Raw genomic sequence first — 14286 nt, 5'->3', positions numbered from 1 at the left:
TCCAGCCTCCGTTGGCTGGACAAAGGTGTTCATGACCGATCCCGCCGGATCAGGGCCATGGATAATCAGCAACCGGATCACCGGATTCGATCAACTGGTTCACGACGTCGCGTCGGTATTCGACGATGTTGGTCACCGGCACTTGCCGAAGTTCGGCCAGTTCCTCGACTGTGAATCTTGGGGTGTCGGATGCGTCTTCACCCGCCCATTCATCGATAACGTAGTTCAGGACATCGGCGAGCTGTTCGTTCGACAGCCTCGATCCAACAATCCCCGGGACGTGTGCGATATAGACACGTCCATCCGGGTTGCGGGCGAGCGGGGCGATGAAGCCGGGGAATGGCGGGATGCCGGCGGTCGGCGCTCCCTTGCCATCCACCCGGTGACACCCTGAACATTTCAGCATGTAGAGAGACTTCGCCGATGACATTTTACGGACGACCTTGTCGTGGTCGTCGAGACCATAGGACGCTTGTGGTTCGGCTGACGTCACCAGTGGCATGGTGAAGCCCAAGAGCGTTGCGATGCTGATGCCGGTGACAAGCGTCCTCAGAGTCATTATTCGGCAACTCCGACCACGAGAGCGACCGTACAATGATAGCCCTTGTTGGCGTTGGACATGCACCAGTTGATGTCATTGTGCAGGCCCATGGAGTATGCCGGGCGTTCGCCTTCGCTGCGGAGGCAGAACTGGGCGCCGGAGAACGCCGTCTTGCCGCAGCAGTCATAGTAGGAAATCAGATAGTCGCGATTGTCGCCGGGGTTGTGGCAGGTGCCCACCCAGGAGACCAGCGAAGCTTCGGCGCCGACCGGGCAGCTGGATTTGCTGCCGCCGGACGTGGTGCAGAGGAAGCCGTCCAGCGCGCAGTAGCGCCAATAGTCGCAGCTCTTGTCGTCATAGGTGCCGTCACCTGCGGACGGTGTAGCGCCCCAGGCGCGGTCAAATGGCAGAGCCGAAAAGGCTGCACCGCCAACCATCACGCCGCCCATTTTGGCGAGCGCGCTGCGGCGACCGAATTGCCGGGCACTGCGCCGGGCGGTGTTTTCAACAAGGCCGGTGAGGGCGCTCTGGATCCGTTCAATGACTTTCAACACTCTTGTCTCTCCTGAATTTTCGTCGTCTTTTTCAATGCTGTGTGGTCGTGCCTGTTACTTCGTTCCCGGCATTACCCTGCCTCCCGGATCGATTTCAGCTGCTGGAATGAGGCAACGCCCGCATCCAGAGCGTTGAACAGGCTGTCCAATTGCTCCCTGTTGTTGATCAGGCCTTTCGCCTGCACGGTGCCGGCCTTGTCGACCAGTACGGCAAAGGGCAGGCGCTGGACCCGGTAGGCCATTCCGAGATCCGTCGACAGAACATAAGGGAAGTTCGAAAGCTTCTGGCGATTGATGAACTCCATGTGCTTGTCCGGGCTGCCATCGCTGGCGAGGACGACATCGAGCCATGCCTTTTCCGCAGACTGGATACCCGCCAGCGCTGGCAGCAATTGCTTGCAGACAGGGCAGGTGGGCGACAGGAAGAAGACCAGCATGGCCTTCGCGCCTGATGCGCCGACCCGCACGGTTCCGCCCGTCAGGCTTTGAAGCGGGAACACCGGGCTTGCTTCGCCGACCTGCGGACCGGCCTGGTCCATCAGGGCGCCAACCGGGGCGACGCGCTCGTAAAGCACGCCAATCTGGCGCAGCATCACCCACATCATCAGGGCCATGGCCACAACGACCAGCCAGAGTGCGGCGACCGCAAAACTAAGAATGCTGACCATCATGATGTGCTCCATGTCGTTGCCGGGCCCGGCATGCCTTCATTCATTCGCCGGGAATTCGCCAGCATCGTTTCTGCGGTCATCCAGACCAGAAGAAGCAGCGTGGCCATGCCGAGCGAGGTGGCATCAAGTGCGAGGTTTGGCGCCGTCGACCCAACAAGTCCTGTCGCGGTCGGCACGATGAGCGCCACGAGGCTCACATTTCGCACGACCAGCATCCAGCTGATCGGCTCGGGCGCGCCACCACATCCGCAATCCATCAGGGAGTGGCCGCGAGCCAGGCTGATGGCCATGGCGATGGCATAGCCAGTCAGGAGTGTCCCGGCGAGTGCGGCGCCGATCGGCCGGCCAGCCGGCATGATCAGGAGAACCGCAGCAGCCAGCTCGATCACCGGAATGGCGAATGATGCAATGCTGAGCGACCCTTCCGGCAGCAGATCGTAGTCTGCCAGAATGCCCTGGAAGCGATACCTGTCCCCCAGCTTGTGCAGGGCAGCCCGCACGAACAGCAACGCCAGGAAAAAGGCGATGGTTGCCTGGGTGAGAAGAAGCATGCTTTGTAACATGCTTATTTCACCACCAGGTAACCGGCGTCCATGATCTGGAGCGTATCGGTGAATTTGGCCGCAAATTTCGCAGTCGGGTCGATTTCGTAGCGGTAGACGTCGCCGCCGTGGCTGTTCACGCCGAACAGGACGGGGGCTTCTGCGTCATCGGTCACGGCAATGTGGGTCATGTGTTCGACGTAAGAGCGGTAAAGCACCGTCTTCGCTTTCATGTCGATGGCCCAGAGTTCGGTGGCGCCGTTCTTGTGGCTGCCGTCCTTGGCGTCTGGATGCATGGGAACGAACATGATGCCGTTCGGTTCATTGTAGGCGAGGATTTCATACCCGCCGGGCGCCCAATCGCCCTCGATACCATCCGTATACGACCAGCTATCGAGAACAGTAGCTTTCTTGCCTTTGTCGGACACGGTGACGAACGTTCCGCCATATGTGGTGAATACGAGATTTCCATCAATGCGTTGCGAGTGGACGTACAGCGGATCCGCATCGACGTCGAAGATCGGGTCGCTGTAGGCTTGGTTCTTCAGCTTGCCCTTGGAATTCAGCTCGACGGTCAACATCGTGCCATCGCCGCAGAGGCTCGAGAATTTCAGGCCTTTTTCGGCGAGGTAGATGCCCCAGCAGCCCGGGTTCGGGATTTCGGAAGCGACCGTGCCGGCTTTCAGGTCCAGTACGGTGACCGAGGTGGCCGGCGTTGCGTTCTGGATATACGCCCATTTGCCGTCAGCGCTGATGCTCATGCCTGGCTGTTGCGCCTGGGTCTGGGCAAATTGCGGCGGGATCTCGATTTCCTGCGTTGTCTCCAGCGTGTTGACGTCGAACTTCTGGAAATAGGCTTTGACCGGGCCATAGGTGATCCGCTCAGGGAAGGCCGATGCAACGTAACCGACCGCGGCGTCCGGGCCGAGGAAGAATTGTGTCGTCATACCGGTCGCGAAGTTGCCTTTGTAGGAAAGGTCGTCCGCGGAAAGAATGGTCACCGCGCCGGCGCCGCCCCAGGACGGCGAAGCGACAAAGACATTCGGGCCGGGGGCGATCTCTGCTTCAACGACCAGCTCTTCCGGTTCGATCGGATCGGGAATGGCGGTCTCCTGAGCGTGAGCCCAGGAAGTAGATAGTGACAACGCGACCAACGATGCGCCGAACCAGTGTTTAGTCATGTGAACTTCCTCGTCAAAGCGATCAAAAAAATGCTCTTGCCCCGGAAGTCGTTCCCGTCCCTGAATTTTTTGTAGCGCTGAACCTGATCGGCTTCCGAGCTACTCTTGTAACACAATTGTTATTTGGAGGGATCAGAAGCGATCCAGAATTTTTTTGGTCGAAATCCCGAGTGCGTGGGAAGACGCACACACTTCGCGCAGGATCGTTGCTGCGGTGATTGTTTTCGTGCGGATCGGCGCTCGACCGGACCGATTGCGCCGAAAGATAGGGGGTGTTGCGCCTTTAGGTGATGGCGTTTGCCTCAAGGCCGAACAGTGGCGCTCGCGGATCGTGCAACAAATGGCGGAGAAGGTGGGTTCGCACCATCGTCTGTGCAAAGGGACTGTGCACACACCCTCCCATTTTTCATATCCGGTTCAGGAAACGGCGGGTACTCAGAAGCAAGAGACGCGCGGACTCAGGATTCTATCAGCAGGGAAGCAGGCCGAAATGAACGCTTTATTCGCAAGCACCAAATTGATTCTGGCTGCAGCCGTTGGCGCTCTGTTGGCAGGGTCCGCTGCGGCAGATGAGACATCTGAAGGCGCACTTCTATTCAAACGCCAATGTGCCGTCTGCCATTCGGTGGTGCCCGGGCAAACCCTTATGGGACCAAGCCTGGCAGGAATTGTCGGCCGCACAGCAGGATCGCTCGACAATTTCCGCTACTCGCCCGCCATGAAGGAAGCTGGTTTCGATTGGACCCCCGAAGAGATCGATGCCTTTATAGAGTCACCCCGCAAGAAGGTGCATGGTACGAACATGGCGTACCCCGGTGAACGGAAGCCGGAACGGCGGGCAGCCATTATTGATTACCTGACCACGCTGAGGGCGGCAGACTGAACCGGCGCGCTCCGCTTAGTTCACGCCGCGGTCCTTGCCTTGCCAGTATGGCGCGCGCAGGTCCTTCTTCAGGATCTTCCCGGACGCATTGCGCGGCAGGGCCTCGATGAATTCAACGCTTTTTGGAGCCTTGAAAGCAGCGATCCGGTCGCGGGCGAATTTCAGGATGGAGTCTGCGTCCGGCTCGGCGCCCGGCTTCAGGGCAACGACGGCCTTCACCGCTTCGCCCCATTTCTCATCCGGCACGCCGATGATGGCGACCTCGGCGACATCCGGGTGACCGTAGACGGCGTTTTCGACCTCGGCAGGGTAAATGTTCTCGCCGCCTGAGATGATCATGTCTTTCACGCGGTCGTGGATGTAGAGGTAGCCGTCCTCGTCCAGGTATCCCGCGTCACCTGTGTGCAGCCAGGCATCGTCGGCGATTGTGGTGCGGGTCGCCTCGTCGAGGTTCCAGTAACCCTTCATATTGGCGCGGGATCGCGTAACGACTTCGCCGACCGTGTGCGGCGGCAAGACGTTGCCTTCGTCATCTTCGATACGGATTTCCACGCCGGGCATGGGAATGCCGGCGGCTCTCATACGCTCATTCCCGGCCGGGTCGTGATCTTCTGGCGGCAGGTAGACGATCGTGCCGCAGGTCTCTGTCATACCGTATTGCTGGCAGAAACCGCAGCCGAAGACTTCCATACACTCGCGCAGCAGGTCGAGCGGGATGGGCGAGGCGCCATATAGAATGTACTTGAGGCGCGAATAGTCGACCTTGCGGGCGTTCGGTTGCCGGACCACGATCTGCAGGGCTGCAGGGACCATGAACATTTTCGAGATGCGGTCCTGTTCGATGAAGTCGAGCACCTTGAATGGATCGAATTCGCGGGCAACGACACCTTTCGCGCCATTGAACAGGCCAACAATGCCCCAGCCCGTCCCGCCGATATGGCCGACCGGCATGGCGACGAGGCTGACATCGTCGGGGCCCCACTGGTTCCAAGGAAGATCCGTTTCAGCGGCTTCACGCCGTCCGCCAAGCAGATTGTCATGGCTGAGCATGGCGCCCTTTGGGCGGCCGGTTGTGCCCGACGTATAAAGTTGAAGCGCGACATCGTCCGGAGAAATCTCGATGCCTGGATCTGCATCGCTCTGGGCATCGCGCCAGCCGACGAACCCCTCCGGGCCGACATCTTCCATCAGGATGACTTTCGGCGGGTGGTCGAGTTCGGAGAGCGCGGCCTGCACCTGGTCAACCACTTCGGGGCCGACGAACAGGAGCGAGCCCTGACCGTCCTGAATGATGTACGCCATTTCTGCCGGGGCCAGCCGCCAGCCGATCGGCAAGGTCACGGCGCCCATTTTGGCTGCGCCGTACAGGAGTTCGAAATAGAGGTCGCTGTTCTTGCCGACATAGGCGACGCGTTCACCGGCCTTGACGCCAGCCGCCAGCAGCGCGTTGGCGACCTTGTTGGTATGGCGATTGAATGCCTCGTAGGATGTGTCGCGGCCCTCAAAGCTTAGCGCGATCGCATCCGGGCGCTGTTTCGCGTGATAACGTGCGATGTCACCCAATGTCGGCATCTGATCGAAATCGGCTTTGGTCAGTGTTCGCGCGTTACTCATGATTTCCTCTAGCAGATATGCCGGCCTCAGCCGGCTGCATTCCTTGTGGCGTTGCCGCCATCATACATCTGAGTACCTATCCCCGGAAAAAAAAGAAGCCACGCCCCCGGGTAAACCCGGGGACGCGGCCCGTTTGAGGAGGAACTCAGAACTTGTAGCTGAGTGATGCCCCGTAGGTACGGGGACGGCCAGCGAAGCGGAGAACCACGTTCGCGTTCGACGTGATCTGCTGCCAGTAATACTCATCCGTCAGGTTCTGGCCCCAGATCGCGAACTCCCAGTTGTCGTTCAACGAATAGATGCCAATGGTTCCGTTCAGGACACCGTAGGAATCGATGTCATAAAGCGGATTGTCCGGATCACCCGCAGTCGAGTCGCTTTGCCAGCGACCGCTGAGCGAGCCCCGCAGGCCCAGTTTTGTGGTGACCGGCTTGTCGTAGATCAGCGACAAGCTGGCGGTCGTTTCCGGGCTGTAGAGGAACGGGTCGCCTTGAATATTCGTCGGCAGGCCGGCTGCGTCGGTCGTGTCAAAGCTGCCATATTCCGTATGCAGCAGGGTCAGGCCGCCCACAGCGGTAAGTTCCCTTGAAAGCAACCAGGTGATTTCCGCATCCAGGCCGTATGCTTCGCCTTCCGGAGCGTTCTGAAGGCGTGCAAGCGCCCGGTAGATCGGATCCGGGAAGAATGCGTTCACCTGCTTGTCCGTGTAGTCATAATAGAAGACGGACGCGTTGGCCTGCATGCGCTGATCGAACAGGCTGGCCTTCACGCCCAGTTCGTATGCGAGCAGGTCTTCCTGTGTGGCCGGAGCATTTTGCTCGGACTTCGACGCCGCGTTGACGGGGGTGGAAGCCGATTTGAAGCCTTGCGACACAGACGCAAAGAACAGCGTGTTCGGAACGGAATCCGGCGTCCAGTTGGCGACGACCCGCCAGGAGACGTTGTCTTCGCTTGTGTCGGACACAACCGGACCGAACGAATTGGTCGCCTGATCGTACGTGTTACAGGAATTTTCCTGCAGCGCGGCCGGCGGGGTCGGCAGTCCGTAAAGCAGGGTGAAGAAGACCCGGTTGAACACGTTGACGTTGGGCTGCATCGAGCCGTTCACGTCGCCGGAACAGCCGACATAGTCCTGACTGTCATCCGTGTAGCGGATGCCGGTGGTCAGGGACAGCTCAGGGGTAATTTCCCAATCTGCATTGGCGAAAATACTCCAGGTCGTCGATTCAAAATCACCCGTATCGTAATAGCCCTGGAAAGACGTCAGCAAATCGACTGCGGAATAGGGTAGTCCGGTTTCCGGATCGACATTGACGAGGCTCACCAACGGCGCGACCGAAGCCGGGAAGCCGAGAAGTGTCGGGTCAACAGTCAGCAGGTAAGCCGCGGTGCTGACGAAATTGGAGTTGGCATTGTCCCGCAGCATGGTGCGGTTGCCGTCAGTAATTTCGTCTTTGCCGTAATAAGCGCCGACCAGCCAGTTGGCCTTGCCGGTTTCGCCTTCGAGACGAAGCTCCTGGCTGAACGATTTGATGTCACCGCTGACATCCTGTAGCAGGACCTGGTACGGCACGCCGGACCAATCGAGAACCGCTTCGCGCTCGAGCTTGTTGTAGCCTGTCAGCGAGACGAGGCGCATGTCGTTGTCGAAATTGTAGCTGACACCGAGTTTCAGCGCATCGAACGATGAATCTTCCTCAGTCGGTCCGTCGATCCCTTCGCCAACGCCGATATCCATCGAACGAAGGGCGTAAGGCGCCCAGTCCGCCTGTTCGCCGCTGTTGAGATTAACGTTGGCGAGATAGTTGGCGAGACCGGGTTCGTTGAAGGCGGACGTCGCGGTCATGTTCGCCGGATCGGTCGGAGGCGTGAAGGCGAAGCCCTGCCCGGCAATGGTGTCGGACTTGTTGATCCAGCCATTGTACGAGAGGTCGATGTCAAGATTGTCGGTCGGCTGAATGGCCAGCGCAGCCCGGAAGCCAAGCTTGTCGATCGTGCCGCGGTCTTCGCCGCGCGAGATCGATTTCTGCCAGCCTTTGTCGCTGTTTTCGCTACGGATGGCGAAGCGGGCCTGCACGTTTTCTGAAATCGGCAGGTTCACCATGCCTTCGAGGTTCCAGGTGTCGTAGTTGCCGATGTCGGCTGCCACGCTGGCCTGGAATTCGTCGATCGGCTTGTTCGTGACCACGTTGATCAGGCCGGCGGTGGTGTTGCGGCCGAACAGCGTGCCTTGCGGACCTTTCAGGACTTCGATGCGCTCGATGTCGAACATCGGGCCGGAGTTCATGAACGGATAGGGATAGGCGACTTCGTCGACATAGGTACCGACGGTGGAGGTCGCAGAAACGTTGATCGTGTTAAAGCCGATGCCGCGCAATGTGTATGTCGGCACGCCCTGATAGCTCTGTGAAACGGAGAAGCTGGGAACGAGGGTCTGCAGGTCATCGACGTCATTGACGCGGAGGATGTCGAGCTGCTCGCCACCGAATGCCTGGATCGACATCGGAACATCATTTGCCGATTCTTCGCGACGCTGGGCCGTCACGGTGATCGACCCGAGTTTCATCGAATTGTCCTGTGCGGCGTCAGCCTCAGGGGCGGCCGTATCCGCTTCCTGGGCAGTTGCCGGCAGGTTGACGGCGATCGCGGTCAGCGAGGCGCCCAGGCACAATGATTTTATAAAATTAGTTCGACGATTCACAATTTCCTCCCGATACTCCCTTTATTGGGAGCTTGGGGGGAAAGTCCTCGGAAACGCCCCTTCTGCACAAGCTATCAAGGTTGATAGGGTGACCTAGAGGCCAAGCACGGCCTTCGCCATGATATTCCGCTGAACTTCGTTGGAACCACCGTAGATTGAGCCTGCGCGGTTGTTCAGGTATTTCGCCGTTGAGACGACAAGTGCCTCGGAGCCGACCGGTTCGAGGTTGGAATCGGGATGCCAGGTAGCGGGTTCGTAGACGTTCGCATGGATGCCGGACGCCTCAACGGCCAGCTCGTCGATCCGCTGCATCATTTCTGTCCGCTGGACTTTTAGCATCGAGGCCGCAGGCCCCGGCGGACGCCCGGCGCTGAGGGACGCCACGATGCGCTGTTCCGTGACGCGGATCGCATCGAGCAGGATGGATGCCTGTTCCAGCTTGGCCACAAGGCTGGCCTCGATCGTGCCATCCTTCAGCATGGTTTCGCGGAGGCGTTTCAGCCCTGCCTCCAGCCCGGCGGATGATCCGCCGCTGCGTTCGAATTCGAGAAGGTATTTTGCGACCGTCCAGCCGTCATTCTCCTCGCCAAGCCTGTTGGCCACGGGCACCCGCACATCTTCAAAGAAGACCTGGTTCAGCTCATGCTCTCCGGCCAGCGAAATGATCGGATCAACGGTAATGCCCGGTGTCTTCATTTCGAGCAGCAGGAAGGTGATGCCCTGCTGCGGTTTTCCGTCGAAACGCGTCCGGACGAGGCAGAACATGCGATTGGCGTGATGGGCGTGCGTGGTCCAGATCTTCGACCCGTTGAGCACATAATCGTCGCCATCGCACTCGGCCTTCAGCATCAGGGACGCAAGGTCCGATCCTGACTGCGGTTCGGAATAGCCCTGACACCAGTAATCCTCGCCGGCGAGGATGCGCGGCAGATAGAAATCCTTCTGTTCCGGCGTGCCGTATCCGATGATGCACGGACCCACCATGTTGAGCCCCATCGGCGCCAATGGCGGCGCGCCGGCAATCGCGCATTCCGATGCGAAGATGTAGCGTTGCATCTCGGTCCAGCCGGGGCCGCCATATTCCTTCGGCCAGTGCGGCGCGGCCCAGCCCTTGGCGTGCAGTTTCTTCTGCCACGGCAGGGTAAATTCAGGTTCGACAAAAACACTTGTTGCTTTTCTGCCAGCGGCAACCAGGGAAGGCGTCAGGTTGTCGCGAAGGAACCCTCGCACTTCCTCGCGGAACGCGATATCTTCCTTAGATAGCTCAAGATTCATGATGCACCTCCCTGCAAGCCGGGAGGCTAGCGACATTGGGCCCGGTCTATCAAGCTACCAGAACCAATAGGTTATGAATTCCTCCTCACGCTCCGACACCGGATCCGGTGAAACATCGATGGACCTGCATGATTTGGCGGTCGAGCTTGTGGATGCGGGAAAGCGGGCCCGGCTACCCTACATGGCAGCCGCGGCGGATGTGAGCGATCCATCGCCGATATGCGACGCCAATGGCAGGCCCTACGCCGAAACGCTTTTCAAATGGTTCGATCCTGATCTCGACTATTGGAACGACCGGACATTCGCCTTGCGCTCCGGTTTCGTTCATGCGGCGCGCATTTGCTCTGAGCCGTTTTATTTCGATGGTAAGTCACTGCAGAGCTGGCGGCACAATCGTGCGCTGGAAGTTTTCAATGATAATGCCGAATACGAAGTCTACGGTGTTACGAATGCAATCGTCTGCCCATGCTACATGCCATTCGGTGTGATCGGAGCGATTACCTGGGTGACAAATGAGAAGCTTCCCGACATCGAAGCGACGTTCAAGGAACATGCGCCCGGCCTGCATCTGAAGACACTCAAATTCCTGTCTGCCCACCGGGAAACCGCCTCGCAGAGCAAGTTGACGGAAATTGTGGACCTGACGCGTAGGGAGGTGCAGTGCCTGAAATGGGCTGCGCTCGGGAAGACAGACAGCGAAATCAGCAAGATTGTTGGCGTGTCCGTCCCGACCGTCCGGTTCCATCTCACCAATGCCGCGCGCAAGCTCGGCGTAACCGGCCGTGCCCAAGCCGTCCGTGTCGCGAAGAATATGGGCTACATCGGACGGGGCGCCCAATAGCCTCATCCCGAGGCCGTGCGTCTGGGTTTCTTCGCGTCCAGCCTGTCAATGAAGAATCTTGAAGCCGGAATTCTGGAATATGCGTTACGGCGCACGTTTTAGCTGTTGCGCGCGTCCCAGATCTGAGATCGCGCTGAAAAGCCCAATTCGGGCTGGAGATTGCAGAAATTCCTGCTGACGCGCCGTTGTCACCAATTTTCTCCACATTTGACCATTAAGCGCTCACCTGGCGGTCTGACGAATTTTCGTGTGAAGATCGCGTGACAAGCGCGTTAACTTTTCTTACGTTGCGTCATTGGGGAATATGGGTTGATGACGGGAATAGCTGCAAGATCGGAATCTGAGACGGACGCCACGCCCGAAACGGTGCGTGTGATCGGTCGCGTCAAATGGTTCGACAGCGTCAAGGGCTACGGCTTCATCGTGGCGGAATCGACGTCAGACGCGAGTCTGTCGGGCGACGTGATGATTCACATAACCTGCCTGCGTTCCTATGGCGAAACCTATGCCGATGAGGGCGCCCGAATCGTATGCAATGCGATGCAGACAGAGCGCGGCTGGCAGACTGCCAGCATCATCGAAATGGAGCGGCCCAAGGCTGTTGTGGCACGGGAAATGGGCGTCCAGCCGGACTTTGAACCGGTGATCCTGAAATGGTTCAACCGCGGCCGCGGCTACGGCTTTGTGCAGCGGGAAGGCAAGGATGTGGATATCTTCGTCCATGCCGTTGTCCTGCGGAAAGCCGGGTATGAAGAGATTGAACCCGGTACGCCGCTCGAAGCGATCATCGAAGACGGCGCCAAGGGCGAGCACGTCTCCAGCCTGAAGCCGCGCGGATAGCATTTTCCAACCGCCACGAATGCTTGCCGCTGGTCAGGCGGGCGGCTAAACCATGGCGCATGAAACGCTTTCTCGTCAGCGGCATGGCCGCCATCGCCCTCGTCCTCTCAGCGCCGGCTGCGCTGGCCGAGCTTGAAACCAGCCCGCTGACCATCGAATCCGCGAACGGCGCCCACACCTTCACGGTGGAAATCGCTGACGAGCCGGAAGAGATCACCACGGGCCTGATGAACCGCGAAAGCATGGACGCCGATGCGGGCATGCTGTTCGATTTTGGCCAGCCGCGCGAAGCGGCCATGTGGATGAAGAACACGCTGATCCCGCTGGACATGCTGTTCATGGACCCGAACGGGAAAGTCATCGCGATCGCGCGCCAGACCGTGCCGGGCTCGCTGCGCACGATTACGCCGGGTGTTCCTGTGAAATCCGTGCTTGAGCTGAATGGCGGACGCTCTGCCGAACTGGGCATTGAGCCGGGCGATGAAGTGGTTCACCCCATCTTCGGCAATACGGGCGAATGAGCGGCGACGGCGAACTGAAACCGCCGCCCCCCGGCTTTGCGACCCGTCCGACGCGCGGCAAGTTCTCGATCCATAACGGACCGTCCTTCCTCGCAACGGGTGAGGGCGACCTGCGAAGCGGGATCTGGGTTCTGGATCGTCACTGCAACGGCATGGGCTTCATGCATGGCGGCATGATCTGCGCCTTTGCCGACAGTGCGCTTGCCTGGGCCGTCTGGTCGGCCACCCAGCGCATGTCGGTCACGATCAAGCTGACAATGGAATTCATGGGCATCGTGCCGGAAGGCACCTGGCTGGAAGCCCATCCGCAAGTGAAAGGCGTGGACGGAGACCTGGTCCACGTCATGGCCGACATGAAGACTGAAGACGGTACGCTCGTTGCGCGGGCCGATGCGGTCTTCCGGTCCCTGCGGCGCCGGAAGACCTGATCGCAATTACGCGCTGATACCGAGCTCTGCCAGCGCGAACGCCTTGATCGATTTGTAGTCCGCCTTGCCGTTCACCGCGCGGCCCAGATCGTCCTTGAACAGGATGCGTTTCGGCGCCTTGTAGTGGGCGAGCTTCGTTTTCACGAACTCCCGCAGAGATGCCTCATCCGCCTGTCCATCCAGCGCGACGACGGCGGTGATGGACTGGCCCCATTTGTCATCCGGCACGCCGACGACGAGGGCATCCTTGACCGCGTCATGGGCCTTCAGGGCTTCCTCGACCTCTTCGGGATAGACTTTCTCCCCGGCGGTGTTGATGCAGTTGGAGCCGCGGCCCAGCAGCGTGATCGTGCCGTCCGTTTCGACCGTGCACCAGTCACCCGGCACCGAATAACGCTCGCCATTGATCGTCTTGAACGTCTTTTCGGACTTTTCCGGATCCTTGTAATAGCCGAGCGGTACGGCGCCGCCGCGGGCGATGAAACCCGCTTCGCCGCTGCCCGGCACCACTTCGCGGCCGTCTTCCGTGAACACTTTGCACTTCGAGCCGATCTCGAATTTTGATGTCTTCACTTCACCGTCCGCCGTCATGACGGAGGAGCCAAAGCCAACGGCTTCAGACGCGCCGAAACTGTCGGTCAGGGCGGCGTTTGGCATGTGGCGCAGCAGGCCGCGCTTGACCTCTGTGCTCCACATCACGCCGGAGGAGATGATGCCCACGACGCTATCGAGTTTGTGCTTGCCGGGATTGGCATCCAGATAGGCCAGCATCGGTTTGCCGAATGCGTCACCGACGATGGCCATATTGGTCACGCCTTCGCGCTCAACCGTTTCAAACAGGTTTTGCGGGTCGAAATGCTTGTTTTCGGTCAGCGTCACGATTGTGCCGCCGCCCAGCATCGAGCCCATCGCCGTGAATAGGCCAGTGCCGTGCATGAGCGGGCAGGCGGGCACATTGCGCACAAGGCGGCCCAGTGCCTGCGCGGCCATCACCTGTTCATCCATGTTTTTCGGCACCGGAAGGCCGGCGGCCTCAGCGCCTTCCATACCAGCGCGGCGCCAGATCTCGTGAGACCACATCACACCCTTCGGCATGCCTGTCGTGCCACCGGTGTAGAGGAAGAGGAGGTCGTCGCCGGCGCGTGGGATACCCAGAGGAGAAGGGTCACCTGTGGTTGCGAGTTCTTCATAGTCCACGGCAAAGTCCGCTGTCTCGCCGCCGCCCACCTGGACCCAGGCCACCACGTTTGGCAGGCGCGGCTGCACCTTCACCACCTGGTCCATGAATTCGACATCGAAGAACACGACGGTCGAGTCGGAATTGTCGAAGATGTAGAACAGCTCGTCTTCGAGATAGCGGTAGTTGACGTTCACATGGGTCAGCCGGCCTTTGAAACAGGCGGCGAGGCCTTCCATGTATTCCGGCTGGTTGCGCATATAGAAGCCCGCCTTGTCGCCGACTTTCGCGCCGCGAGCCAGCAGGTTGCGGGCGAGGCGGTTGGATCGGGCTGTCATGTCAGGCCACGAAATGCGGCGCTCGCCATGGATCAGCGCCATGTCTTCCGGACCCAGGGCTGCGCCCACGGCATCCAGAATATCGCCAAGGTTCCAGAAATTAAGCTCGGTCATGCGTTTCCTCCGTCTTCCGTCCCTCATCAGGCTACTTTCAGGCGAAAGCACCGCCGGTCTTGTTG

At 59.6% G+C, this 14286-nt stretch carries 14 protein-coding genes; 5 read left to right on the top strand and 9 right to left on the bottom strand.

Annotation, left to right across the window (positions count from 1 at the left end; translation table 11 throughout):
* Window positions 1–49: 49 nt before the first annotated feature.
* The 5 genes from R3C98_RS10195 to R3C98_RS10175 form a co-directional block, all read right to left on the bottom strand.
* The gene (locus R3C98_RS10195) at window positions 50–559 is read right to left on the bottom strand and encodes a cytochrome c (RefSeq protein WP_371313956.1); all 510 of its coding nucleotides are present in this window, start codon (window positions 557–559) and stop codon (window positions 50–52) included.
* On the bottom strand, window positions 559–1095 hold the full coding sequence (locus tag R3C98_RS10190; RefSeq protein WP_371313955.1) for a methylamine dehydrogenase light chain: 537 nt from the start codon (window positions 1093–1095) through the stop codon (window positions 559–561). Before R3C98_RS10190 ends, R3C98_RS10195 begins: the two co-directional genes overlap by 1 nt.
* 71 nt (window positions 1096–1166) lie before the next feature.
* Window positions 1167–1766 carry a redoxin domain-containing protein gene (locus R3C98_RS10185; RefSeq protein WP_371313954.1) on the bottom strand — a complete coding sequence of 200 codons (600 nt, stop codon included), beginning with the start codon at window positions 1764–1766 and terminating at the stop codon, window positions 1167–1169.
* Window positions 1763–2317: a MauE/DoxX family redox-associated membrane protein gene (locus tag R3C98_RS10180; protein ID WP_371313953.1), complete on the bottom strand. Its 555-nt coding sequence runs from the start codon at window positions 2315–2317 to the stop codon at window positions 1763–1765. The genes R3C98_RS10185 and R3C98_RS10180 overlap by 4 nt, the downstream gene beginning before the upstream one ends.
* A 14-nt stretch (window positions 2318–2331) precedes the next feature.
* Window positions 2332–3489 carry an amine dehydrogenase large subunit gene (locus R3C98_RS10175; RefSeq protein WP_371313952.1) on the bottom strand — a complete coding sequence of 386 codons (1158 nt, stop codon included), beginning with the start codon at window positions 3487–3489 and terminating at the stop codon, window positions 2332–2334.
* A gap of 214 nt (window positions 3490–3703) precedes the next feature.
* On the opposite strand from R3C98_RS10175, the gene R3C98_RS10170 reads away from it, so the two are divergent.
* Window positions 3704–4372 (top strand): cytochrome c family protein, encoded by a 669-nt coding sequence (locus R3C98_RS10170; protein ID WP_371313951.1) that lies wholly within the window; start codon window positions 3704–3706, stop codon window positions 4370–4372.
* A 15-nt stretch (window positions 4373–4387) separates the two neighbouring features.
* Here the strand turns inward: R3C98_RS10170 and R3C98_RS10165 are convergent, their stop codons facing one another.
* From R3C98_RS10165 to R3C98_RS10155, 3 genes are all read right to left on the bottom strand, one after another.
* Window positions 4388–5986, bottom strand: coding sequence for a fatty acid--CoA ligase (locus tag R3C98_RS10165; RefSeq protein WP_371313950.1), 1599 nt, complete (start codon window positions 5984–5986; stop codon window positions 4388–4390).
* A gap of 145 nt (window positions 5987–6131) precedes the next feature.
* Window positions 6132–8687 (bottom strand): TonB-dependent receptor, encoded by a 2556-nt coding sequence (locus R3C98_RS10160; RefSeq protein WP_371313949.1) that lies wholly within the window; start codon window positions 8685–8687, stop codon window positions 6132–6134.
* A gap of 93 nt (window positions 8688–8780) precedes the next feature.
* Window positions 8781–9962 carry an acyl-CoA dehydrogenase family protein gene (locus R3C98_RS10155; RefSeq protein ID WP_371313948.1) on the bottom strand — a complete coding sequence of 394 codons (1182 nt, stop codon included), beginning with the start codon at window positions 9960–9962 and terminating at the stop codon, window positions 8781–8783.
* Window positions 9963–10035: 73 nt separating this feature from the next.
* On the opposite strand from R3C98_RS10155, the gene R3C98_RS10150 reads away from it, so the two are divergent.
* The 4 genes from R3C98_RS10150 (at window position 10036) to R3C98_RS10135 (ending at window position 12592) form a co-directional block, all read left to right on the top strand.
* Window positions 10036–10803, top strand: a complete 768-nt coding sequence (locus tag R3C98_RS10150; RefSeq protein ID WP_371313947.1) for a helix-turn-helix transcriptional regulator — start codon at window positions 10036–10038, stop codon at window positions 10801–10803.
* A 312-nt stretch (window positions 10804–11115) separates the two neighbouring features.
* On the top strand, window positions 11116–11643 hold the full coding sequence (locus R3C98_RS10145; RefSeq protein WP_371313946.1) for a cold-shock protein: 528 nt from the start codon (window positions 11116–11118) through the stop codon (window positions 11641–11643).
* Window positions 11644–11702: 59 nt separating this feature from the next.
* Window positions 11703–12164 carry a DUF192 domain-containing protein gene (locus R3C98_RS10140; RefSeq protein ID WP_371313945.1) on the top strand — a complete coding sequence of 154 codons (462 nt, stop codon included), beginning with the start codon at window positions 11703–11705 and terminating at the stop codon, window positions 12162–12164.
* Window positions 12161–12592: a PaaI family thioesterase gene (locus tag R3C98_RS10135; protein WP_371313944.1), complete on the top strand. Its 432-nt coding sequence runs from the start codon at window positions 12161–12163 to the stop codon at window positions 12590–12592. Before R3C98_RS10140 ends, R3C98_RS10135 begins: the two co-directional genes overlap by 4 nt.
* Window positions 12593–12598: 6 nt before the next feature.
* On the opposite strand, the gene R3C98_RS10130 is transcribed toward R3C98_RS10135, so the two are convergent.
* Window positions 12599–14221, bottom strand: coding sequence for an acyl-CoA synthetase (locus R3C98_RS10130; protein WP_371313943.1), 1623 nt, complete (start codon window positions 14219–14221; stop codon window positions 12599–12601).
* Window positions 14222–14286 lie beyond the last annotated feature (65 nt).

Origin of the sequence: Hyphomonas sp. (assembly GCF_041398465.1) — a bacterium.
Classification (GTDB): domain Bacteria; phylum Pseudomonadota; class Alphaproteobacteria; order Caulobacterales; family Hyphomonadaceae; genus Hyphomonas.
Note: the sequence above shows the minus strand (reverse complement) of the source record. Positions and strands in the feature narration are given on the sequence as shown.

Coding starts and splice junctions, on each gene's coding strand:
- R3C98_RS10180 (WP_371313953.1), bottom strand. CDS start 2,317: ATGCTTCTTCTCACCCAGGCAACCATCGCCTTTTTCCTGGCGTTGCTG.
- R3C98_RS10135 (WP_371313944.1), top strand. CDS start 12,161: ATGAGCGGCGACGGCGAACTGAAACCGCCGCCCCCCGGCTTTGCGACC.
- R3C98_RS10155 (WP_371313948.1), bottom strand. CDS start 9,962: ATGAATCTTGAGCTATCTAAGGAAGATATCGCGTTCCGCGAGGAAGTG.
- R3C98_RS10165 (WP_371313950.1), bottom strand. CDS start 5,986: ATGAGTAACGCGCGAACACTGACCAAAGCCGATTTCGATCAGATGCCG.
- R3C98_RS10185 (WP_371313954.1), bottom strand. CDS start 1,766: ATGATGGTCAGCATTCTTAGTTTTGCGGTCGCCGCACTCTGGCTGGTC.
- R3C98_RS10130 (WP_371313943.1), bottom strand. CDS start 14,221: ATGACCGAGCTTAATTTCTGGAACCTTGGCGATATTCTGGATGCCGTG.
- R3C98_RS10140 (WP_371313945.1), top strand. CDS start 11,703: ATGAAACGCTTTCTCGTCAGCGGCATGGCCGCCATCGCCCTCGTCCTC.
- R3C98_RS10175 (WP_371313952.1), bottom strand. CDS start 3,489: ATGACTAAACACTGGTTCGGCGCATCGTTGGTCGCGTTGTCACTATCT.
- R3C98_RS10150 (WP_371313947.1), top strand. CDS start 10,036: ATGAATTCCTCCTCACGCTCCGACACCGGATCCGGTGAAACATCGATG.
- R3C98_RS10145 (WP_371313946.1), top strand. CDS start 11,116: ATGACGGGAATAGCTGCAAGATCGGAATCTGAGACGGACGCCACGCCC.
- R3C98_RS10195 (WP_371313956.1), bottom strand. CDS start 559: ATGACTCTGAGGACGCTTGTCACCGGCATCAGCATCGCAACGCTCTTG.